Origin of the sequence: Mesorhizobium sp. LMG 17147 (assembly GCF_024297145.1) — a bacterium.
Lineage (GTDB): Bacteria > Pseudomonadota > Alphaproteobacteria > Rhizobiales > Rhizobiaceae > Mesorhizobium.
In genome coordinates, this window is sequence record NZ_JANCTC010000014.1 from 75110 (window position 1) to 94923 (window position 19814).

At 62.7% G+C, this 19814-nt stretch carries 25 protein-coding genes and 1 pseudogene; 10 read left to right on the forward strand and 16 right to left on the reverse strand.

Going from position 1 to position 19814, the window contains the following annotated elements; translation table 11 throughout:
* Positions 1 to 5: 5 nt before the first annotated feature.
* Positions 6 to 1526: an FAD-dependent oxidoreductase gene (locus NMG46_RS22290; protein WP_254819683.1), complete on the reverse strand. Its 1521-nt coding sequence runs from the start codon at positions 1524 to 1526 to the stop codon at positions 6 to 8.
* Between the two features lie 192 nt (positions 1527 to 1718).
* Positions 1719 to 1919, reverse strand: coding sequence for a hypothetical protein (locus NMG46_RS22295; RefSeq protein WP_254819684.1), 201 nt, complete (start codon positions 1917 to 1919; stop codon positions 1719 to 1721).
* A 228-nt stretch (positions 1920 to 2147) separates the two neighbouring features.
* Here NMG46_RS22295 and NMG46_RS22300 point away from each other — a divergent pair, with 228 nt between their 5' ends.
* Entirely contained in the window at positions 2148 to 3305 is a 1158-nt protein-coding gene (locus NMG46_RS22300) for a sulfite oxidase (RefSeq protein ID WP_254819685.1), read from the forward strand.
* Positions 3306 to 3374: 69 nt separating this feature from the next.
* On the opposite strand, the gene NMG46_RS22305 is transcribed toward NMG46_RS22300, so the two are convergent.
* From NMG46_RS22305 to NMG46_RS22315, 3 genes are read right to left on the reverse strand one after another with little or no spacing between them, the layout of a single operon-like run.
* Positions 3375 to 3656 (reverse strand): hypothetical protein, encoded by a 282-nt coding sequence (locus tag NMG46_RS22305; RefSeq protein WP_254819686.1) that lies wholly within the window; start codon positions 3654 to 3656, stop codon positions 3375 to 3377.
* Positions 3646 to 4557 (reverse strand): sigma-70 family RNA polymerase sigma factor, encoded by a 912-nt coding sequence (locus NMG46_RS22310; protein ID WP_254819687.1) that lies wholly within the window; start codon positions 4555 to 4557, stop codon positions 3646 to 3648. The genes NMG46_RS22305 and NMG46_RS22310 overlap by 11 nt, the downstream gene beginning before the upstream one ends.
* A gap of 8 nt (positions 4558 to 4565) precedes the next feature.
* Positions 4566 to 4877, reverse strand: coding sequence for a hypothetical protein (locus NMG46_RS22315; protein WP_254819688.1), 312 nt, complete (start codon positions 4875 to 4877; stop codon positions 4566 to 4568).
* A 144-nt stretch (positions 4878 to 5021) separates the two neighbouring features.
* Between NMG46_RS22315 and NMG46_RS22320 the strand changes: the two genes are divergently transcribed.
* Together NMG46_RS22320 and NMG46_RS22325 are read left to right on the forward strand one after the other, a co-directional pair.
* Complete coding sequence (locus tag NMG46_RS22320; protein WP_254819689.1) at positions 5022 to 5387, forward strand: VOC family protein; 366 nt, start codon at positions 5022 to 5024, stop codon at positions 5385 to 5387.
* 231 nt (positions 5388 to 5618) lie between these two features.
* Positions 5619 to 5843 (forward strand): hypothetical protein, encoded by a 225-nt coding sequence (locus NMG46_RS22325; RefSeq protein WP_254819690.1) that lies wholly within the window; start codon positions 5619 to 5621, stop codon positions 5841 to 5843.
* Positions 5844 to 5859: 16 nt separating this feature from the next.
* Here NMG46_RS22325 and NMG46_RS22330 read toward each other — a convergent pair whose 3' ends face one another.
* The 7 genes from NMG46_RS22330 to NMG46_RS22360 form a co-directional block, all read right to left on the reverse strand.
* Positions 5860 to 7089, reverse strand: coding sequence for an MFS transporter (locus tag NMG46_RS22330; RefSeq protein ID WP_254819691.1), 1230 nt, complete (start codon positions 7087 to 7089; stop codon positions 5860 to 5862).
* Positions 7086 to 8468: an FAD-dependent oxidoreductase gene (locus NMG46_RS22335; protein WP_254819692.1), complete on the reverse strand. Its 1383-nt coding sequence runs from the start codon at positions 8466 to 8468 to the stop codon at positions 7086 to 7088. The genes NMG46_RS22330 and NMG46_RS22335 overlap by 4 nt, the downstream gene beginning before the upstream one ends.
* A 46-nt stretch (positions 8469 to 8514) precedes the next feature.
* Positions 8515 to 8847 (reverse strand): helix-turn-helix transcriptional regulator, encoded by a 333-nt coding sequence (locus NMG46_RS22340; protein WP_254819693.1) that lies wholly within the window; start codon positions 8845 to 8847, stop codon positions 8515 to 8517.
* Positions 8848 to 8916: 69 nt separating this feature from the next.
* Positions 8917 to 9339 carry an arsenate reductase (glutaredoxin) gene (arsC, locus tag NMG46_RS22345; RefSeq protein WP_254819694.1) on the reverse strand — a complete coding sequence of 141 codons (423 nt, stop codon included), beginning with the start codon at positions 9337 to 9339 and terminating at the stop codon, positions 8917 to 8919.
* The gene (locus tag NMG46_RS22350; RefSeq protein ID WP_254819695.1) at positions 9336 to 10022 is read right to left on the reverse strand and encodes an MIP/aquaporin family protein; all 687 of its coding nucleotides are present in this window, start codon (positions 10020 to 10022) and stop codon (positions 9336 to 9338) included. Before NMG46_RS22350 ends, arsC begins: the two co-directional genes overlap by 4 nt.
* A gap of 16 nt (positions 10023 to 10038) precedes the next feature.
* Positions 10039 to 10371, reverse strand: a complete 333-nt coding sequence (locus NMG46_RS22355) for a helix-turn-helix transcriptional regulator (protein WP_254819696.1) — start codon at positions 10369 to 10371, stop codon at positions 10039 to 10041.
* Between the two features lie 68 nt (positions 10372 to 10439).
* Positions 10440 to 11063 carry an NAD(P)H-dependent oxidoreductase gene (locus tag NMG46_RS22360; protein WP_254819729.1) on the reverse strand — a complete coding sequence of 208 codons (624 nt, stop codon included), beginning with the start codon at positions 11061 to 11063 and terminating at the stop codon, positions 10440 to 10442.
* A 317-nt stretch (positions 11064 to 11380) separates the two neighbouring features.
* On the opposite strand from NMG46_RS22360, the gene NMG46_RS22365 reads away from it, so the two are divergent.
* A complete protein-coding gene (locus NMG46_RS22365; RefSeq protein WP_254819697.1) occupies positions 11381 to 12124 on the forward strand; it encodes an SDR family oxidoreductase in 744 nt (247 codons plus the stop codon).
* Between the two features lie 44 nt (positions 12125 to 12168).
* Here NMG46_RS22365 and NMG46_RS22370 read toward each other — a convergent pair whose 3' ends face one another.
* Both NMG46_RS22370 and NMG46_RS22375 read right to left on the reverse strand, forming a co-directional pair.
* Entirely contained in the window at positions 12169 to 12759 is a 591-nt protein-coding gene (locus tag NMG46_RS22370; RefSeq protein ID WP_254819698.1) for a DUF922 domain-containing Zn-dependent protease, read from the reverse strand.
* A gap of 332 nt (positions 12760 to 13091) precedes the next feature.
* The gene (locus NMG46_RS22375; protein WP_254819699.1) at positions 13092 to 13517 is read right to left on the reverse strand and encodes a helix-turn-helix domain-containing protein; all 426 of its coding nucleotides are present in this window, start codon (positions 13515 to 13517) and stop codon (positions 13092 to 13094) included.
* A 64-nt stretch (positions 13518 to 13581) separates the two neighbouring features.
* Here NMG46_RS22375 and NMG46_RS22380 point away from each other — a divergent pair, with 64 nt between their 5' ends.
* Positions 13582 to 14328 (forward strand): cation transporter, encoded by a 747-nt coding sequence (locus NMG46_RS22380; protein ID WP_254819700.1) that lies wholly within the window; start codon positions 13582 to 13584, stop codon positions 14326 to 14328.
* A gap of 93 nt (positions 14329 to 14421) precedes the next feature.
* Here NMG46_RS22380 and NMG46_RS22385 read toward each other — a convergent pair.
* Positions 14422 to 14583, reverse strand: a pseudogene (locus tag NMG46_RS22385) (integrase); the annotation flags it as partial.
* Positions 14584 to 14948: 365 nt separating this feature from the next.
* On the opposite strand from NMG46_RS22385, the gene NMG46_RS22390 reads away from it, so the two are divergent.
* Positions 14949 to 15593 (forward strand): peroxiredoxin-like family protein, encoded by a 645-nt coding sequence (locus NMG46_RS22390; protein WP_254819730.1) that lies wholly within the window; start codon positions 14949 to 14951, stop codon positions 15591 to 15593.
* Positions 15594 to 15998: 405 nt separating this feature from the next.
* Here the strand turns inward: NMG46_RS22390 and NMG46_RS22395 are convergent, their stop codons facing one another.
* The gene (locus NMG46_RS22395; RefSeq protein WP_254819701.1) at positions 15999 to 16205 is read right to left on the reverse strand and encodes a hypothetical protein; all 207 of its coding nucleotides are present in this window, start codon (positions 16203 to 16205) and stop codon (positions 15999 to 16001) included.
* A 234-nt stretch (positions 16206 to 16439) separates the two neighbouring features.
* Between NMG46_RS22395 and NMG46_RS22400 the strand changes: the two genes are divergently transcribed.
* From NMG46_RS22400 to NMG46_RS22415, 4 genes are all read left to right on the forward strand, one after another.
* The gene (locus NMG46_RS22400; RefSeq protein WP_254819702.1) at positions 16440 to 17879 is read left to right on the forward strand and encodes a LuxR C-terminal-related transcriptional regulator; all 1440 of its coding nucleotides are present in this window, start codon (positions 16440 to 16442) and stop codon (positions 17877 to 17879) included.
* A 93-nt stretch (positions 17880 to 17972) separates the two neighbouring features.
* Positions 17973 to 18737 (forward strand): pseudouridine synthase, encoded by a 765-nt coding sequence (locus NMG46_RS22405; protein ID WP_254819703.1) that lies wholly within the window; start codon positions 17973 to 17975, stop codon positions 18735 to 18737.
* Positions 18738 to 18893: 156 nt separating this feature from the next.
* On the forward strand, positions 18894 to 19241 hold the full coding sequence (locus tag NMG46_RS22410) for an antitoxin Xre/MbcA/ParS toxin-binding domain-containing protein (RefSeq protein WP_254819704.1): 348 nt from the start codon (positions 18894 to 18896) through the stop codon (positions 19239 to 19241).
* Positions 19242 to 19796 carry an RES family NAD+ phosphorylase gene (locus NMG46_RS22415; protein ID WP_254819705.1) on the forward strand — a complete coding sequence of 185 codons (555 nt, stop codon included), beginning with the start codon at positions 19242 to 19244 and terminating at the stop codon, positions 19794 to 19796.
* Positions 19797 to 19814 lie beyond the last annotated feature (18 nt).

Genomic DNA, 19814 nt, shown 5'->3' on the forward strand with positions numbered 1-19814 from the left:
AAGAATTATCCGACAGGAGCCAGGGGCGATACGGCCGGCCCGTTCAAAGCCGTGCCGTCGACGGCAAAATGCGAGCCGTGGCAGGGGCAGTCCCAGCAGCGTTCCAATGAATTCCAATGGACATGGCAACCGACATGAGTACATGCGGCCGAGCGCTTGTGGAGCGTGCCGTCCTCATCGCGAAAAGCCGCGACTTTGGTAAGCCCTTCGCGCACGATAGCGCCCTCTCCCGGCCGCAGCTTATCGGCGGAATCGATTTCGCCAGGCGCGACATACTCGGCAAAACTCCTGATCGCTGTCGCATTCTCCGCCAAATAGTCGCCGATCGCCCGTACCGTCTTGCGGGAGGGTTCGTAAAGTTCCCGCCAAGGGCTTTCCCCCTTCAGGATCAGGTCGGAAACCAATTGGCCGGCAACAACCCCATGGGTGATGCCCTGACCGGAATCGCCGGTGACCACGAAGACATGCCGGTTGCCGGGATTGCGGCCGATGAACCCGGCATAGTCGACGGTCTCCATCACCTGCCCGGACCATCGATTGGTTTCCGCGCCGATATCGGGCACCAATTTTTTGATCCAGTCCGCCAGGGCCGCGAAGCGGTCGTCGGCATCGTCGGCCTGCCCTGTCTTGTGGTCCTCACCACCGACGATCAGAAAGTCGCTTTTGCCTTCACCAGGCTGCAGGCGAACGTAGTGATAGGGATCCAGCGTGTCCCAATAGAGAGCATCCGGCAAAACGTTGCGCGCGATCTCGAACGACATCGCGTAGGTCCGATACGGCGCTTGCTTGGTGTGGAGCGCGACCCGATCGTTGATCGGCGAATTGGTGGCGACAACGGCCGATCTGGCAGACACGGTAAAGCCCGAGACCGTGCTTACGCGGACGCCGCCGTCGGTCTCCGCGACCTTGTCGACGATGGTCTCCGCATAAAGCATGCCGCCGCGCGCGCGAATGCCCGCAGCCAGCCCGCGGAGATATTTGAGCGGGTGAAATGTCGCCTGATTGGCGTAGCGAAGGACGGGCGTATCCGAAAAGCCTGCAAACGGCACGCCTGCGGTTTTCTCGACGTCGACACCAATCTTCAGAGCGGCGTCCACTTCGCGCTCGATGACGGATTCCCTTCTGCCTGACGCCGGAAACAGAAAGCCGTCGAGGTGGCGGAAATCACACGCGATACCCTCTGCTTCCTGGATCGATTGGACACGGTCGATAGCCGCCGACTGGCTTTGGTAGTAAATCCGCGCCAGTTCCTCGCCGCGCAATTTGATCAGTTCCGAAAAATAGTCGTCGCAGATCGACGACAGATGCGCGGTGGTGCGTGCCGTCATGCCGCTTCCGATCCGGCCGCGATCGAGCACCGCCACCTTTTGCCCGGCGATCGCCAGTTCGTAGGCGACCGACAGTCCGGCAATGCCAGATCCGACGACCACCACATCGACCTGTTCACTCCGCTCGAGCGGAACCGCCTCAGGCGCGACTTCGGTTGCCGCCCAAAGCGATACAGTCCTTTCATCGCTGACATTCATGGCGGAACTTCCAGACGTGATAGCCGGTAAACGGACGCGAGGGTTCAAAGTTCCTCGACGCCTGCGTAAGCTTGACGTCACCGCCGGTCCGCCCCGACGCGTTGTGAGCCGGCCTGGCTGGGGCGGCGCGATGCACTTTGCGTCAGGAGGTATCGTTTCCTGCAAATGCGAGATTCGAGGCAGCCCTGGTCGTCAGACCAAAAGCGTTGCGCCGCCCCAAGCGATCAGGGCGGTGCCGGCCGCCCGACCAACCACCGGCCGGCAGGAAACACCGGTTCGACGAGAACCCACGAAGGTCCGAAAATGACCCAGAAGCGGGCGTTCGGCAGCGATCCGAGCAACAACGATTTGGCAGGACCGAAAATCGGCATGGAATGTCGCAATCATCATCATGTCCCGTCCAAGTTGTGGACACGTCCTTCTCAAAGGCGCACTCTTGGCATGCGAAACGCGAGCCAGAGTTTCGTCCAACGCTTCACATGCCTGACTTGCGTCGGTGATTGTCTGAGCCACCCGGATACTTCCGAATGGGCAGACTTCACATTGTGTCGCCTATCCGTGATCAGGCTACGGCCGAAGGCACGTTGCAGCCCGTTCCGGATCAACTGGGAGGTAAACAACATGCCTGATTTTCAGCGCAGAGAACTTCTTGTTCAAGGAAGCGCGGCTCTTGCCGCAATTGCTGCCCTCTATACCTCGCGTCGGGCTTACGCCTTTCCAACACGGCCGAGCGAGGAAGTTATTCCATGGCTGGATCAGCCGACCGAAAATCCCAATCCGGTAGGTATCCAGAAGCAGCTTGTCTGGGAGGATTTGGATAGCTGGATAACGCCAAACGACAAGTTCTTCAGCATCTCGCATTTCAACCGACCAACGATCGACGAGAAGACATGGTCGATGGAGATCGGAGGCCTGGTCAAGAAACCCTTAAAATTGACGCTCGCCGACATCAGGGCACGACCGCGGCAGGAGGTCGTTTTCACAGTGGAATGCTCGGGCAACCACGGGTTTCCCTTTTTCACCGGCGGCATCGGCAATGCCCGCTGGGCTGGGACGCCGCTCGCCCCGATCCTCGAGGAAGCCGGCGTTCTGGAGAAGGGCATCGAGGTCGTCTTTTTCGGTACTGACAAAGGCGAGGTCGCAATACGCGACGTCAAGATGCAGCAGAACTTCGCTCGCAGCATGTCGCTCGCCGACGCGATGAACCCCGATAATCTCCTCTGCTATGAAATGAATGGAGCCGTCTTGCCGGCGCCCAATGGCTTCCCGGTACGGCTCATTGCGCCAGGCTGGTACGGGATCGCCAACGTCAAGTGGCTAAAGCGCATCGAGGTTCGCGATACGCGGTTCATGAGCCTTCTGATGGCCCGTGACTATGTCACCATCCGGGAGGAGGACCACAACGGCGAGACCGTATGGGCCGAGACGTCAGTCGGGCGAGCGCTGATAAAGTCCGCGCCTGCGAAGGTTACCCGGAAAGACTCAGATTACCGCATCGTTGGCGCAGCCTGGGGGGCGCCGATCGACCGGGTCGAAGTGCAAATCGACCAGGGGCCTTGGGCACCAGCGACCATTGACCACAGTGAGGAGGCAGAACACGCCTGGAAAATTTGGTCCCTGGCTTGGGCAAATCCCTCTCCTGGAGAACACACGGTGACCTCGCGCGCGGTCAGCACCACGGGACAAATTCAACCGGCGATGGACGATCCCTTGATTGCCAAGAAACACACATACTGGGAGAGCAATGGCCAGGTGACGCGCCGCGTGCGTATCGGCTAGAGCATTTGGCAGCTAAATGGAGTCATTTGGCGTCCGCATAAATGCGGCAAAACAGATAGTTAGAGCGGATTACCGGTTCCAGGAGAGCCGGAACCGCTCTAAGAACTTGCTGCCATGTGGCACTTGCGTTTGGGTCAACCAGGAGGAGGCTGCCTGATCCGAAGGCTGGCGCCGCTCTATATCGAGCATGGCGGCTGTGGGCCGTAGATCCTCGTCGCGACGATACCGCTCCCCGAAATTGGAAGCGGAGCCCTTCAGCTTGGTGACCGAGGCGATGGCAGACTTGTTCGGTGGCGCAACCTTGGCCACGTCGCCTCCGCGCGCCATCTCGGCAAGCCCCTCACGGATCAATCGTACCGATCTCCGCATCGGGCAAGCACCAGGGTGCGTAGCGGAAATCGCGGATCTGGACGACCAGCTCGTCCCGCCATTCGACCAGCATGAAGCCGCGCACGTCGCCGTCCGGGTCCCCAGGGTTGCGGATGAGGATCGCCGGCCGGCCGTCGACAAAGCCCGGCGACAGCGCCCAATCGGTCGCGCGGTCGTAATTGCCGAAATAGGTCGACACCTCGGCCTTGCCGCGCAGGCGGACGCGGTTGACGACATCGAGCCGGACGTCCTCGGCGATCAGAGCCCTGACAGCGTCGAAGTCGCGCGCGTTGAACAGGTCGACATAGCGCCGCAGCCGGCGCTCGTCATCGGCGTCGAGCCTCGGCGCGAGCGCCTGCTCGGGCTGCAACGCCAGCAGCTTGAGCTGAGCCCGCCCGCGATGCAGCGCGGCCTTGGTGGCGGCGAGCGTCGCGCCGGTGACTTCGCAGGTCTCGTGCAGGCTGAGGCCGAGCACGTCGACCAGGATCACGGCGCTGCGCTGCGGCACCGAAAGCTGCATGAAGGAGCGCAGGCCGGTCTGGGCGGCGAGCCGGCTGTCGGCGCTGCCGGAGGGATCCTCGATGACGCTCATGTCGGCCTCGGTCATGCGCGACCTTTCCCGATTGCGCCGCCGCAGATGATCCTGCGCGGCATTGTGGGCGATGCGAAACAGCCATTGCTCCGGCCGTTCGACCATCGCGCCGCCGTCGATCGCCTGCAGCGCCTTGATCAGCACCTCCTGGACGATATCCTCGCCGTCGATCACCGAGCCGGCCATGCGCGCGCAGTAACGATGCAGCCTTGGCAGCAACCCGACGAGCATCGCCTCCAAAGTCGCCCTGTTCATTTTCGGCGTAGCGTCCCATTTCTGCGCGAGCGGCATGGCAGGCGCTACCCGGCTTTCTGATCCGCCAGCATACGGTAGTTGCCGATGACTTTGACAGGCGACCGCATTGCCGGGGTGGAGCGGCGCTGGGCGTGGTTTTCCGTAAACGCCTTGAAGGCCGCAAGCCCGGTCAGCGCCGACGAATCGCCGTCCTGACCGACGATGTGGACGAACGAACCGTCGTCCAGCTCGAGCACGAGATAGCGCACCGTCGGCGGTGCCGCCTCGCCCAGCGCTTCGAACACTTTTTCGACCAGCGCGCGGTTATTGTCCAGGTCGGCTTGGTTCACACCATATCGAATGAGCGCATAGTTCATCGTCGTCTCCTGACTGGTTGGTATGAACGAAGGACGACCGGCCGCGCCGAAAAGATTCTCATTGCCGAAGGATCTTTTCGGTTGCCCGCATCGTCTTTCCCGCGTGGGCGGCTGCGCGGCAGCCATCAAGCAGGAGAGACGATCATGCATATCCAGTTCGCCGAGCTTCCAGTGTTCGACCAGGACCGTGCCAAGGCGTTCTACACCAGGCATCTCGCCTGTCAGGTGCTGGCCGACCAGAAGATGGGCGATGGCGGCTGGCGCTGGATCGAGCTGGCATTTCCGCATGCCGTGACGAACCTGCATTTCATCAGGCGCGCCGACGACACCCCCGCCGCGGAGCCGGTATTGGTGCTGGTCGACGAAAATGTCGGAGCAATGACCGCGGCGTTGAAAGCGGGCGGCGTCGAGATCGTCACCGAACCTCATGAGGCGCCGTGGCAGCCGGGCCGCACGGTGGCGGAGTTTCGCGACAGCGAAGGCAACCGCATGGTCCTCGCCAGCCGATAAGCCTCCGGAACCCTCTGTCTGGCGGGGCGTCGTACCTAAGTCCTACCTCCGGCCGGACCATCGGCCGTGCTTCCTTCGCATTATTATTTCGTGACCTCTGCGCGCCGGAACCTTCCCTTGCATCGGGCGTTCGGGCGCTGTATTCGCGATGCCTCATATTTAGGCAGGCGGAGGAAATGCGAATAAGGGCGGGTGGCAAAACAAACATGGGCCGGGGAGGAGCATCTTACCATGTCGAACCGTAAAATCGGAATGTCCCACAGTTTGGGGCTGCGCGTTGCTGACCTCAAAGCCAGAATGCGAAGCGCCCAGATCACCGAGCACGAGATGAAGACGTTTCAGAAAGTTGCCGCCATCATGGGAGGCGCCGAAGGCTCCCTGCGGCTGGATGCCGACGATCTGATTGCCGCATCCTTCCTTGCCGATCCCCTAGAAGATCTCCCGCTACCCAGGTGAAGGGGGTGAACGCTGGTCAAATCCTATGGGATTGAACCTGCGATTCCCGCCGGCGGAGCATCCGCCACCCCAAGCCGCATGCCAGGAGGACGTTGGCCAGCGCCAGACCGGAAAGCGCGGCCAACGTCCCATGGGGGCCGAAGCGCTCCAGCAGCAATGCGCCGGCCGAGGGTGCCGCCGCCTGGGCGATCAGGCTCGGCATGGCGAGGCGACCCATTAGTCTCGCATAGCCGTTCGAGCCGAACAGCGCGAGCGGCAGCGTTCCCCGTGCGATGGATTCGAGGCCGATGCCCGCGCCATAGAAACTGAGCGCCACCGGGATGATTGGCATGCCGGCCCAGAGCGCCGAAACGCCGATCGCCACAAAGGCAACTGAGGCGAACTTGGTCAGGATCGGATGGTGGTAGCGCGCAATCATCATCTCGATCGCCCGCGCCGCCACCTGGGACGGGCCGACCAGAGCGCCGAGCCCGACGGCTGCGGCCAGCGCCATGCCGCTGCCCTGCAGGATGGTGAGCAGATGCACCGACAGCGTCGAGGAGATTACCGCCGCAAGCGTGAGGGTCGCGGCCAGAACGATCATGATCGACGGATCCATATTGTTTTCCAGGACCGGTGCCGCCTCCTGCAATTCTGGTTTGACTGCCGGTTGCGGCGCCGCGCGGGGCAGGATCACCAGATAGAGCGGAAGCGCAATTGCCAGCTGAAAGGCGGCGTAAACCAGGCAGGTGCCGCGCCAGCCGACCTCCCCCAGCAGCAAGGCTGAGATCGGCCAGCAGATCGTGCTCGCAAGACCGCCGAACAGCGTCAGCGCGGTGATGGCGGAGCGCGCGCCGTGGCCGTAGTGGCGGCCAAGCGTGGCGAAAGCGGCATCGTAGAGCCCCGCACCCATGCCCAGTCCGATGATCAGCCAGGCAGCGATATAGGCCGCAAGGTTGGGAGCAAGGGCTAGCCCGATCTGGCCGACCCCGATGCATCCGGCGCTGAATGCCAGGACGTTGCGGCCGCCATGCCGCTCGATCGATGAACCGACGCGCGGAGAAATCAATCCCGCCATGAGCAAGCCGAGAGACAGCCCGCCGACAACCCATGCCAGCGGCCAGCCGGTATCGGAGGAGACCGCCGGTGCAATGACCGCGGGAAGATAGTAGGACGATCCCCACGCCATGATCTGCGTCAGGCCAAGCGTGGTTATGATCGCGCCGCGGCTGCGCAGGACGGCCGTCGAAGGCGGCGAAAGGCTCATGCCGCGACGCTGCAACCGCAACCGCTTTTGCCGATCGTCTTCGCCTCGACATCGGCGACACAGCAGGCATCCGAAGCGGCGGGCGCCGGGCCGCCGCAGCACCCCTTGTCGGCAGTACCGATCGTCGGCACGGTGCAGACGCCGGTCTCCGGCAGCACTAGCTGGACATTGTCGGCCGCCACCATGTCGCCGGCGATCGCTGCGGCGACGGAGCGGACCTGCTCATAGCCGGTCAGCAGCAGGAAGGTCGGCGCGCGGCCATAGCTCTTGATACCGACCGTATAGAACCCTTGCTCTGGATGGCTGAGCTCGCGGTGACCGTGCGGCGGCACGTCGCCGCAGGAGTGCTCGTTGGGATCGATCAGCGGCCCCAGTGCCTTGACGCTTTCCAGCCACGGATCGAGCTCGAGCCGAAGCTCGCGTGTCAGCGACAGATCCGGGCGTTGTCCGGTCGCGGCGATGATACGGTCGACCGGGCCAAGCGCCTGCAAGCCGTCCTTGGTCTGGCCTTCGACGACCAGCCGTCCGTCGGCATCGCGGATCGAAACAGCCGCAAAGCCCGTCACCAGCCTGACGCCGCCGCTCTCGGCGAGTTCGCGCACTTCGGCGCCGAGTTCGCCGCGTGCCGGCAATTGGTCGGCATCGCCGCCGCCGTAGATGCGCACCAGGTCGGTGCCGCGCGTTGTCCAGATGAAAGCCGTGCCGGCGTCCACATTTGCCAGGCTGGCGAGATCCAGCACCGCATTGGCCGCCGAATGGCCGGAGCCGGCGACCAGCGTCGTTTTCCCCGCATAAAGGCTGCGGTCGCGGCCGAGAATATCGGGGATGCCGTAGGCGATGCGGTCGGCAAATTCGGCTTCGCCTTCTGCAGGAATTCCGCCGGCGCCGAGCGGGTTCGGCATCTGCCAGGTTCCCGAAGCATCGATGACGGCGCGGGCGCTGTCGCGCCTGGTGCCGGTGGCGGTTTCGACCACCAGCATGAACGGCCGGTTTTCGCGTTCCTTGCTCAGCACCTTGTCGGCGCCCCAGCGCGAAATGCCGACGACGCGGGCGCCGATTTCGATCGACGGCGACAATTGCGGAAGCTTTGCAAGCGGCTCGAGATAGTCCGCGACGAGGTCGTCCGCGGTCGGGAATGCCTCGGGCTCGCGCATCCGCCAGCCATGCGCCTCGAGCAGGTCTCTGGCCGCCCGATCGACGCAATAGCGCCAAGGCGTGAACACCCGGACATGGCCCCAATCCCTGAGATTGGATGCAACCGCATTGCCGGCTTCATAGACTTTGACAGGAACGCCCTGCGCGATGAGGTGGACCGCTGCCGCCAGACCGACCGGCCCGGCGCCGATCACCGCCACTGGGAGTTTTTCGATCGTATCCATATCTTCCATCCTTCCGGTAATTTCGAATTATAATGCCAAAAAAAAATCACGCCGCCGTTTTGGCGACCGCTTCCGCCGATGCCGGCGCACAGGTGCCGTCGGCGCAGCATTCGTCCGCGAGGTATCCGATGAGCCCGTTCATGGCGGGATAGTTGGCCCGGCAGATCAGCGTGGTCGCCTGGCGCTCCTGCGTTACCAGGCCGGTGTCGACCAGCCGCTTGAGGTGATGCGACAGCGTCGAGGCGGCGATGCCGAGCCTGTCCTGGATGCGCCCGACCGGCAGCCCCTCATCGCCGGCTCGCACCAGCGTCCGATAGAGCTGCAACCGCGTCGGGTTGCCGAGGGCTTCAAGTTGCGCGGCTGCTTTTTCGAGTTTCATGGAAATAAGCTATTTCCAGAATCGCTGCACGTCAAGAGAATTTCGACAAAGATCGAAATAAGACGATATCTAGCCGACGCGCTTACCGCTGGCGTCGATGACGACCTCGCCGTCCTCCTTGGTGAACGGGCCGATATCCGGATTGGGCAGGATATCGAGCACCGCTTCGGAGGGTCGGGCGAGCATGGTGCCGAGCGGCGTCACCACGATAGGCCGGTTGATCAGGATCGGATGCGCCAGCATGAAATCGAGGATCTCGTCATCGCTCCACTTGGGGTCGCCCAGGCCGAGTTCGCCATAGGGCGTGCCCTTCTCTCGTAGCAATTGGCGCGGCGTCATGCCCATCGCCGCGATCAGCTCGACGAGTTTTTGCCGCGATGGCGGGTTCTTCAGATATTCGATCACCTCCGGCTCCTCGCCGGACTGCCTGATCATGGCCAGCGTGTTGCGCGAGGTGCCGCAATCGGGGTTGTGGTAGATGGTGATGGTCATTGCGCAGCTTTCATCTGTCGGACTGGTTTCGGTTGGACGAGCAGCCACCCTGCCAATGCCATGGCCAGCAACGCGCCCAAAAGCTCGGCGGCGATGAACCCCGCCAGATCGGCGGGGCGGATCCCGGCAAACGTGTTGGAGAACGCACGGGCGATGGCGACGGCCGGATTGGCGAAGGATGTCGACGCGGTGAACCAATAGGCGGCGGTGATATAGAGCCCGACCAGCCAGGGCATCGAATCCGGACGTGAGCGCAGGCCGGCGAGGATGGTGAAGACCAGCCCGAAGGCGGCAACCAGCTCCGCAATCCATTGCCCGCTTCCGGTCCGCACCGTCGCCGACACTTGCAGGATCGGCAGTTCGAACATCGCATGCGCGAGCAACGTTCCGGTGATGCCGCCGGCAATCTGGGCGGCGACGTAAGCAAGCGCTGCGTTCGTTTCGATCTCGCGTCGAAGCGCAAATACCAGCGTCACCGCCGGGTTGAAGTGCGCTCCGGATATCGGCCCGAATATGGTGATGAGCACGACCAGGATCGCCCCGGTCGGCAAGGTGTTGCCGAGCAGGGAGACGGCGACATCATTGCTCAGCCTGTCAGCCATGATGCCGGAACCGACCACGGTGGCGACCAGCAGAGCTGTGCCGAGGGCTTCGGCGGCAAGGCGGCGGGAAAGATTGGCCAAGACGAACCTCCTCCCCCTAGCAGTTGCAGGTCACAGCCTGGATGACAGGTTGGCAAAGTTCCGGCGCGCCATTGCAGCAATCCTCCATGAGGTAGGCCAGCAGATCGCGAAAGCCGGTCATATCGGCGAAGTAGCGCACGCTGCGGCCCTCTCGTTCGGTCCGCACCAGGCCGGCATGGGACAGGATCTTGAGATGGGCCGACATCGTATTCGGCAACGCGGCGAGCCGTGAGGCGATCTCGCCCGCAGCTACGCCCTCGGCGCCGGACCGCACCAAAAGGCGAAAAACGTCCAGCCGGGTCTCCTGGCCGAGCGCGGCAAGTGCCGAAAGGGCGAGCGTCTTGTCCATATTTCCAGATTTCCAGAAATGAAGAATAGAGTCAACGCGCCTATGCCGGTGACGGCTCGCCTAGCTTATCAGCCAGGCACTGTGGCGGCGACCGCATCAGCGCGACCAAGGCCGGCAACCGCTTTTCTGACCCGCTGCAGATGCGCCTGGCGACCGGCGGCCGAGACGCTGTCCATCCGGTAGAGCGCCAGGAATTTGGTCCGGCACAGCGGATGGCAGACGGAGCGGAAGCCGCGCAGCAGGGTTCGCCGGCCGGGCTGCCCCATGATCCACGACATCAGCGGCGTGGCACCGCATGTGGTCATCGCCATCACCCGGCGTATGTGCCGCAATTTGGGCCGCGGACCGCGTCGTGCGGTCGGCATCTCGAAAGCGAAGCCCGGCACCAGCACGCGCTCCAGCCAGCCTTTCAGCATCGCCGGCAGGCCATACCACCAGGTCGGGTAAATGAAGACGACCGCCTCCGCCCAGAGCAGCTCCTGCGCATGTTCGTGCACGGGTTGCAGGTTCGCCGCCTTGTCGTGGTAGCCGCGCCACTCCTGCGTGCGCATGACTGGGTCGAACCCGGTCGCATAGAGGTCGAGCAGATGGACCTGATGGCCGCGTTCGGCAAGCGTCTCCAGCACCATGTCGCGGACGGCGCCATTGAAGCTGTCCGTGCAGGGATGGCAATAGACGACGAGGACCTTCATCTTGCGCTTAGCCCGGTCGGTCACGAAAGGATCGCGTGGTGCCTGCAGGCGTCGCATGCAAACAAGCCACCCGCAGACATAGTCGATCAGCTGTTTTCATGCGAAGCCCCGCAGCCCGTATCAAGACGCAACAGCTCCAGTCACGTCAAGGCCCGCTCGTTCGCTCAAAGAAAATTGCGCAGACATGGGCTTGCCGGAGGGCGCTGTCCCGGCCCTTCTGTCCCGCAAGCCGTCCGGTCCTTCAGTTGCCCATAAGCATTGCTTTCAGAGCATCCGCACCTAGCTTCAGGGCGTATCCAAAACCTCGGGAGAAAAAGATGCAGACAGGAAAACTGAGCGGCAAGATCGCCTTGGTGACTGGTGCCTCCTCAGGCATCGGCGAGGCCACCGCCTTGGCGCTGGCGGCCGAGGGCGCCACGCTGGTGATTGCTGCGCGGCGCACGCAGCGCCTGGACGATCTGGCGAGGCGGATCCGTGGCACCGGCAGCATGGCACTGCCGATTGCGGTCGACGTCACCGACGAGACGCAAGCCACGGCGATGGTCGAGCGGGTCCAGCAGGAGTACGGCCGGCTCGACATTCTGCTTGCGGTTGCGGGCGTCGGCGTCGCCGCGCCGTTCCGGAACACGACGCCGGAAGAGTACCGCCGGATGGTCGACGTCAACATTCTCGGGCTGCTTTATCCGATCCATGCGGCACTGCCCTCGATGCAGCGGCAAGGCGCCGGCCACATCGTCGTCGTCTCATCCGGCACCGGCCGTTATATCCACCCTTCGGTGGTCTATTCCGGCACCAAGCACGCGGTGAGCGCGATGGCGGAATCGCTGCGCCGCGAGATCGGCAAGGACGGTATCCGCGTCACCTGCATCGAGCCCGGCGCCGTCAAGACCGAGTTCACCCAGAATATGCGCGCGGATGTGCGCCAGGCGGTCGAGCAAAGGCTGGGCGACATGCAGCAACTGGAAAGCGAGGACATCGCCGCCGCCATCTTATACGCGGTGACCCAGCCGCCACGGGTCAACGTCAACATCCTGACCCTCTATCCGACCGAGCAGGCGTGAGGGCCGCAAAGGTGGTATCCTGCCGCCCCCGCAGCCCTGCAGCATCATCCGCCGGTCATCAGCGTGAACACAAGCTGCCGCAGCTTGCCGCCCGGGCCGAATTCGACCCGGTCGAAATCGCGGCTCGCCTGCCGCTGTGCCTGCGAAATTCCGGCGAGACGTCTCGTCACTTCGGTCCTGATCTTGCTGCAGCCGCGGTCATCGGCGACGGTCAGGCCGATGGTGGCCGCCTCGATCTTATGCACCATGTCGATGATGCTGGCGCCATGCACCTTCTCGTGGGCAGCAAGGCCGGCTGAGAATATCTCCCAGTTCTTCTGGATTGCGCCCGGCAGCCGCGCGGCCGGCTTCGGCAAGGTGTAGGTGATGATCAGCTTCGGTAGCGCCGACACCAGTACGCAGGCGTCGCCTTGCGGCTGGTAGTCCCTCACCCAGGTCAGCTTGAAATTGGTATGCGCGATGACGCGGCGCTCGCCGAGCAGCGGCCCGCGCCCACCGATCGAGGCATAGAGCTCCGGGCCGGACTGTCCTGAGATGGCATAGGTCTCGACCTTCTCGACCGCCTGCCAGCCGGCATGCGCCAGCGATGTCGGCAGACAGGCGAGCAGCAGGCAAAGGCGAACGGCTGTTTTCATGCAAGTCCTCGCAGCCGCTGCGCACGATGCAAATGACATGCAGTTCCCTTCCGTGGACATAGCCGGCGGCCGGCTATAGTGGGATGCTCGTATACAAGAATCCACAGGCAACGCCATGTCGCCGCGACCGAACATTGCCCGGCAACGCCCTGCCCCCCGGACCCAGCCTCCCGGTGTCAGCCTGCCGCGCGCTGTCTAACTTGGCCTGTGCTCGCGCAAGTCGGAGTGCGTTATCGCTTCTAGCTGACGCCTGAATGCTTCGAGTCGGGGTTGACATTCTGTGAAGGTGCGCCGGTTGCCGCCGCCCGCGAACGCTGCCATCACCTCTCCGATCAACTTGCCGCCAACTTCCCATGCGCATGCGTTCGGTCGGCGAGCGTTTCGATCACGCGACACTCGCCGACCCGCCCGCAGGCGCATTCCTCGACCATCTTCCGCAATTCCCTGCGCAGAGCCTTAAGACTGGCGATGCGCTTCTCCACCTCGACCAGCCGCGCCTTTGCGATCTCATCGGCGCGGGCGCATGATTGATCCGGATCGTCCTGCAACGAAAGCAGCGTACGGATCGCATCAACCTCGAAGCCGAGTTCTCGCGCGTGCCGGATGAAGGCAAGCCGCGCTACTGCCCTCCTTCCATAGCGTCGCTGCTTTCCTTCGGTTCGACCCGTTTCGGGCAACAGGCCAATTTGCTCGTAGTAGCGGATCGTCGGTATTTTCACCTCCGCGCGACGAGACAATTCACCGATCGACAAATCCATAAAAAAGCCTCTTGAACCTCTAGCCACTAGAGATCCTACAGTGTCTTCACTGAGGAGTCACCCCATGTCTGAAGCTTGCTGCGATCATAAAACCAAAAGCTGTGCGGGACCGCCGCCACTGGTTCTGCCGGCGAAGCTGCACGGTCATTCGCATGATCGTGCAGCGGAAGCGTCATGCTGTTCGGACGGCGTGCCGGTCTTTGACGGCATGAACCCGCGCTACAAGCGTGTGCTGTGGACGGTCATCGCTATTAATGCGGCCATGTTCCTGACCGAAATGACTGCCGGCTCACTTGCCGGTTCTCAGGCGCTGAAGGCCGACGCGCTGGATTTCCTCGCCGACACCCTCACCTATGGGCTGAGCCTTGCGGTCATCGGCGCGAGCTTGAGGACGCGCGCAACGGCTGCGCTGCTCAAGGGTCTGTCGCTCAGCCTGATGGCGCTTTGGGTTTCCGGCTCGACCGTCTATCAGACGCTGATCCTCGGCGTACCCAGCGCGGAAGTCATGGGCATCATCGGCTTTCTGGCCCTTGCCGCCAATCTTGCTTCCGTTGGTTTTCTGATGCCCTACAAGGATGGTGACGCGAATGTCCGCTCGGTTTGGCTGTGCTCGCGCAACGACGCGATCGGCAACATGGTGGTGATGGCCGCAGCTCTCGGCGTCTGGAGTACGTCAAGCGCATGGCCGGATCTGGCCGTCGCCGCACTTATGGCCGGTATCTTTCTAACCTCATCGGTGCAAATCCTGCGGCAGGCCTGGAGCGAATACCGCGAAGCCGCACCAGACCGAACGACTGTGCCTGCCGAATGATCTGTTGGTTATGTGGGCAAGAGCGGATGTCCAGGATACCCGTCTGGTTGTCTGTAATCGGGTCACGGAGCGACGCCTTGTGAAAGCGCCGCTCCCTGTCTTCTGCGCGATCATCGCCTGATCACGCACGCTGCCGAAAAGGGCGACGTCTCCGACGGTGATCGTGACCAGGTCGCAACCCCGCAGCTTGCTGTCGATGGCAAGATTGAACAGCGCAAGATCGCGTTCCGCACCTGATACTGACTTGCGCCGCATCCGATGAAGTGGACCACGCAATGCGCGCAGTCGCGCCATTCGCTGCGCCTCTAAAAAGCGCAAGGGCTCAAGTCGACCAAGGACGCCCGTCTGGAGGAAAAATCGGTTTCGCCGCTGCGTCGCCCCACGGATGAGGCGACCCACTGTTCCGCGGCGCTCGAGACGGCTCGCGAAACGGGCGACCCGCAGATGAATTTTTCGTGTTATGATGCGCTTGCAACACGCGTAATCTCGACCTCGGCAATATGGCAGAGGTCGAAAGCTATTGCCTTGGCACAGGAAGCTTTCGCCCCCGGCAACTTGATCGCCTCCGAAACGCTGGGTGTGCTGCTTTCCCTGACTGACCCAGGGCGAGGAGGTTGTCCATGTCCACGAGTAGTGTTGACCGCCCGCTGCAGCCGGGCGACCGGGCACCGAATGTTGTGCTCAACGCGATCTCACGCGAAGGCAAGATCGCGCTCGATGATTTTCGAGGCCGTAGCCCGTTGTTGATCGGTTTGTTCCGAGGCCTGCACTGTCCGTTCTGCCGGCGCCATGTCGCGGCGATGGCGCAACTTAAGCCGGCCCTGTGTGAGCAAGGCGTCGAATGCCTGGCGGTGGTCAATACGCCAGTCGAGCGGGCGCGGCTCTATTTCCGTTACCACCCGGCACCCGATCTTCTCGCTGCATCCGACCCGGAGCGGGCCTCGCACCGTGCCTTCGGCTTGCGCGAGGTCGGGATGGAAACGGTCATGGCGATACCGTTCCATCTCCCGGGCGAGCTGCCCGAGCCTATGGACGTCATGGCAATGAATGAATTTCTTAACAAGAAGGAAGGTTATGAGATTACGGAAGTCGATCAGCAGGCGATGGCTTCCAGCCAGGCGCAGCTTGTCGGTCAGTTCCTAATCGACCGGGCGGGCATCGTACGCTGGAACTTCACTGAAGTTCTGGAGGATGGCCTCAACACCTTCAGAGCGCCGAATCCAGAGGAACTGATGTCGGCAGCTTCCGAAGTTGCACATACTTAGGCTGCGGAACCAGGCTGCTGAAAACTCGCTCGACGAGCACCGAACTGTGGTGATTTTGGATTCAACCATCATCGAGATGCTCAGGCGCGGAGGGCTAACGGCCGGCTGGCGTGCCGTCCAAGTGGTACAGCGCGTGGTCCAGGCGGAGTGGCGCATGGTCGTCTTCGATCCCCATCAAGTCCCCCGCATGAGTTAGGACGTCCCGTGGGCACTGGGATGGTTTGCTGCCCGGGTGTGTACCCGGCGCGTTTACCTGAGGTGTCGCCCGGTGTCGGGCGGCAGCATCGGGAAGGTTCCTGGGCGCGTTGAAAGCGCACGGCGCTGAGCGGATCAAGATGGATCCGGCGCGGTCTTCTGCTCAACATTGCCGAAAGCTTGCGCCGCAAAGGGGCGGATCGCTGGTTGCTAGCGGGCGGCGAGCTTGTCGGACCGTTTGCAATACAGGCGGACGCCGACAGGCACGATCTCATAGCCGGCGTCGTTCAACTGGAGCTTCATCTCCTCGAAATGCCGCTTTGAGCCGCTGACGATCGATTCAGGCGTGTAGTCCCAGCCGTTGCGGGCGGCATTGGCCAGGATGTCGGCGTAGAGTCGCATGCTCGTGATTTTCACATCCGATTCCAGCACCTGCCTGCATCCTCTTGCGAACGACGGCGACAGACCCGCCGAAAAACTCAAAATCGTGCATGCAATAACGACCGAAACGGTACGCATGGAAGCCCTCCCCTGACTACAGCTGTTGCTGCGGGCGACCTTGCAGTTTGTGCGTCAGCGGCGGCATCGGGCAGATGCAGTATTCGACCTCCTGCATTTGTAGTATTCTTCCGCTGGGAACGGGGTTCCGGCATGATGCTCAACGACGCTTCGAAAGCGCAGGCGCTCGATGCCTTGTCGGTTCGCGAGCGCGCGGTTGCGGAAAAATTCGCGTCCGGTATGACTTACCGTGAAATCGGCAAGGCGCTTTTCATTGCCCCGACCACAGTTCGCACTCACCTTGCGAGCATCTACGAAAAGCTCGGCGTACGGACCAAGATCGGGCTTGCGACCTACTTTAGCGGTATCCCGCGCGCGTCGCAGGAAGCGCTTTTGCCTTTGTCCGAAGCCCCGCCAACGCTTGCCATGTTCCCGATTGAATGCCTCAATTCCGAAGAGCGATGGCGTCGCTTTGCCGATGGCCTGTCGTCGGACATCACCATCGACCTGGCGCGCTACGCAGGCCTGCCTGTCATAGCCTTTCACACGATGAAATCACTGGGCAGCAAGCCGGCCGATTTTGCCGCGGACGGTAAGACGCTCGGCGTCACCTATATAGTTTCGGGCCGGTTGCGCGCCGACGACCAGAGGGTTCGCTTGACGATAGAGCTTGCCGATGCTCGTAACGGCGTCAGCCTGTGGAGGGAGCGCTACGACCGGCCTGTCGAGGACATTTTCGAGCTGCAGGACAGCCTGACCGAAAGCATCATCAATGTGTTTGCCGGCAGTTACGGAACCCTCGCCACCGTCGGCCGCAACGCGGTTCGCCGCAAGCCGCCGGCCAGCCTGCGCGCCTATGATTGCTATCTGCTCGGTGTAGAACAGCACACGACGTTCAGCCGCGCCGGCAATGCGGCGGCGATCCGTCTGTTTTTACGAGCGCTGGAGCTTGACCCCACTTTCGCCAACTGCTGGGCCGAACTCGCCTATGCCTATTCGATCGAGGCCTGCAACGGCTTTGGCGACGACGTGCTGACCTCGATCGAGAACTGGCGGACGGCGGCTGAAAACGCACTGCGCCTCGACCCGACGGACAGCTGCGCCCACGCGTGCCTTGGCAACCTCAGAGCATGCCTTGGCGATCTCGAAGGAGCGGAGCGCGCCCACCGGCGCGCTCTCGAATACGGCTTCAATCATGCCGGCATATTGCCGCTACTTGCCGGCAGCAAGGCGCTTGTCGTTGGCGATCCGGCCGAGGCAATTCCGCTCATCGAGCGTGCCATGCGGCTTAACCCACTGGCCCCGCCCTGGTATTTCGGCATGCAGGGCCGCATTCTGTTCGCCGCCGGCAGACACCGGCAAGCCATTGCAGCGCTCCGCCGGAGTTCGCCGGAGTCGCCGGACGTGCTGATGTTTCTCGCGCTCGCGCATGCGGCCACGGGTGAGGCCGGCGAAGCGGCCAGGTTTGCCGCCCGTTTGAAAGCCGAATTCCCCGAATTTTCGGTCGAACGCTTCATCACTGCCTATCCCGTGACCAATCCGGATGCCGTGCTGGCCATACGCGACGCCGCAAGGCTGGCAAGGCTCATCTAACAGGGCCGCATGCATCCGAGGCGACATTCCAGTCCTTGCGTGGACACAGCCGGCAGCCGGTTATACTGGAAACGCGTAACGAGAACCAACGCCATGTCGCCGCGACCGAACATTGCCCGGCAGCGCCCTGCCCCCGGGACCCAGCCTCCCGGCGTCAGCCTCTGTCGCGCGCTGTCGAAGCTTGGCCTGTGCTCGCGCAAGCAGGCCGAGCTTCTGGTTGCAGAAGGCCGCGTGCGGGTCGCCGGCAAGATCGTGCGCAACGGCTCGATGCGCGTCGATCCCGGCCGCGACCGCATCGAGGTCGACGGCCGCCGTGTCGCCGCCGAGCGCAAGGTCTATCTGATGCTCAACAAGCCGCGCGGGCTGGTCACCACGCGTGACGACCCGCAGGACCGCGGCACCGTCTATGATTGCCTGGCCGGGCTCGACCTGCCTTTCGTCTCGCCCGTCGGCCGCCTCGACAAGGCCAGCGAAGGCCTGCTGTTGATGACCAACGACACGCGCCTCGCGCAGCGCCTGCTCGACCCCGCCTCGCATGTCGCCAAGACCTATCACGTGCAGATCAGCGCGCTGCCCGACGAGGCCATGCTGGCGCGGTTGCGCGCCGGCGCCACAGTCGACGGCGAATTGCTGACGACCCGCTCGATCGAGTTGCTGCGCGGCGGCACCAGCACCGCCTGGCTGGAAATCGTGCTCGACGAAGGCCGCAACCGCCATATCCGCCGGCTGCTCGCCGCTCACGATATCGAGGTGCTGCGCCTGGTACGGATCGCGATCGGATATCTGCAACTCGGCGACCTTGCCAAGGGCAAGGTACGCCATCTGACTGCCGAAGAGCTGCTGCTGCTTCGGGCCTGAGCGACCAGGCACTGGAGACCCGTCGAACCGAAGCGGCAATTGACATTTGCATCTCTGTTTCATATTTTACATTTGTGAAACCGAAATGCGCCGATGCAGTCAAAGTGTCAGGCTGACACGCATGGGCGAAGCTGGCTTGGAAGCCGGAGAGAAAATATGGCTACGGCGTTGCGGGCGGTTCCCAGATTCCTGGACGAATTGGGCACGTTTGGCGGTCTCAAGGGAACCGATATTGCAAACATCACCGACGTGTCCAAGGCCACGGTTTCGAGGTGGAAGGCCGGCGACATCAAGCCCCAGCCACGCAGCGAGCTCATTCTATCGGATCTGCACTATATCGTCGGCCGACTGCAGGAATTCTACGAGCCAAGCGATATCCGCACCTGGCTTTACGCTCGCCACCCGCAATTGAACGGTGAAAGGGCGATAGATCTCATTCACGACGACCGTGCTCTCGACGTGCTCAAAGTCATCGATCGGCTTGAGAACGAGGTCTTTCTCTAGTTGGCGATCGCCGGTCGGAAACGACGCGATAGCCGGCTCATCGACGCTATCGAGGCAATAGTTCCGGTCGAATACTCCGGAACGGTTTGGCGTGTCGTGCGCCAGGGCCGCAGCCCGATCCAGTGCTCGAGCTCCGGTGGCCGTTGGGACGATGGAACATTCGACGTGCTCTACACCTCGCAAGAGCGCGAAGGTGCCTTGAGCGAGATGAGATTCCACCTGACGCGGGGGCAGCCAGTGGTCCCTTCGCGTGTCAGATACAATCTCTTCGAGATCGATCTTGCTTTGGACAGGACGCTCAGACTGCTCGACCTGGCAGCCTTGCAGACCCTTGGCCTCGACCTTTCACGCTACGGGCAGCTTTCGTATCAGGAAAAGCACGCCGAATATCCGAGATCGCAAGACATCGGCGAGGCCGCGCATTTCCTCGATTATGACGGTCTGATCGTGCCCAGCACGCGATATGACGGCCTGAACGTCGTCGCGTTCTGTGATCGGCTGCCGGCCGGAGCGATAACGACAAGGACCGATCGCGGGGAAATCGACTGGACTTAGCGGCGGCCCCGCCGCCGT

Bases quoted from the DNA above. Each gene is read 5' to 3' on its own strand.
- NMG46_RS22370 (WP_254819698.1), bottom strand. From the start codon at position 12,759: ATGAAAACAGCCGTTCGCCTTTGCCTGCTGCTCGCCTGTCTGCCGACA.
- NMG46_RS22380 (WP_254819700.1), top strand. From the start codon at position 13,582: ATGTCTGAAGCTTGCTGCGATCATAAAACCAAAAGCTGTGCGGGACCG.
- NMG46_RS22365 (WP_254819697.1), top strand. From the start codon at position 11,381: ATGCAGACAGGAAAACTGAGCGGCAAGATCGCCTTGGTGACTGGTGCC.
- NMG46_RS22390 (WP_254819730.1), top strand. From the start codon at position 14,949: ATGTCCACGAGTAGTGTTGACCGCCCGCTGCAGCCGGGCGACCGGGCA.
- NMG46_RS22405 (WP_254819703.1), top strand. From the start codon at position 17,973: ATGTCGCCGCGACCGAACATTGCCCGGCAGCGCCCTGCCCCCGGGACC.
- NMG46_RS22320 (WP_254819689.1), top strand. From the start codon at position 5,022: ATGCATATCCAGTTCGCCGAGCTTCCAGTGTTCGACCAGGACCGTGCC.
- NMG46_RS22410 (WP_254819704.1), top strand. From the start codon at position 18,894: ATGGCTACGGCGTTGCGGGCGGTTCCCAGATTCCTGGACGAATTGGGC.
- NMG46_RS22295 (WP_254819684.1), bottom strand. From the start codon at position 1,919: ATGATGATGATTGCGACATTCCATGCCGATTTTCGGTCCTGCCAAATC.
- NMG46_RS22330 (WP_254819691.1), bottom strand. From the start codon at position 7,089: ATGAGCCTTTCGCCGCCTTCGACGGCCGTCCTGCGCAGCCGCGGCGCG.
- NMG46_RS22355 (WP_254819696.1), bottom strand. From the start codon at position 10,371: ATGGACAAGACGCTCGCCCTTTCGGCACTTGCCGCGCTCGGCCAGGAG.
- NMG46_RS22290 (WP_254819683.1), bottom strand. From the start codon at position 1,526: ATGAATGTCAGCGATGAAAGGACTGTATCGCTTTGGGCGGCAACCGAA.
- NMG46_RS22340 (WP_254819693.1), bottom strand. From the start codon at position 8,847: ATGAAACTCGAAAAAGCAGCCGCGCAACTTGAAGCCCTCGGCAACCCG.
- NMG46_RS22310 (WP_254819687.1), bottom strand. From the start codon at position 4,557: ATGCCGCTCGCGCAGAAATGGGACGCTACGCCGAAAATGAACAGGGCG.
- NMG46_RS22315 (WP_254819688.1), bottom strand. From the start codon at position 4,877: ATGAACTATGCGCTCATTCGATATGGTGTGAACCAAGCCGACCTGGAC.
- arsC (WP_254819694.1), bottom strand. From the start codon at position 9,339: ATGACCATCACCATCTACCACAACCCCGATTGCGGCACCTCGCGCAAC.
- NMG46_RS22400 (WP_254819702.1), top strand. From the start codon at position 16,440: ATGATGCTCAACGACGCTTCGAAAGCGCAGGCGCTCGATGCCTTGTCG.
- NMG46_RS22375 (WP_254819699.1), bottom strand. From the start codon at position 13,517: ATGGATTTGTCGATCGGTGAATTGTCTCGTCGCGCGGAGGTGAAAATA.
- NMG46_RS22325 (WP_254819690.1), top strand. From the start codon at position 5,619: ATGTCGAACCGTAAAATCGGAATGTCCCACAGTTTGGGGCTGCGCGTT.
- NMG46_RS22300 (WP_254819685.1), top strand. From the start codon at position 2,148: ATGCCTGATTTTCAGCGCAGAGAACTTCTTGTTCAAGGAAGCGCGGCT.
- NMG46_RS22335 (WP_254819692.1), bottom strand. From the start codon at position 8,468: ATGGATACGATCGAAAAACTCCCAGTGGCGGTGATCGGCGCCGGGCCG.
- NMG46_RS22360 (WP_254819729.1), bottom strand. From the start codon at position 11,063: ATGAAGGTCCTCGTCGTCTATTGCCATCCCTGCACGGACAGCTTCAAT.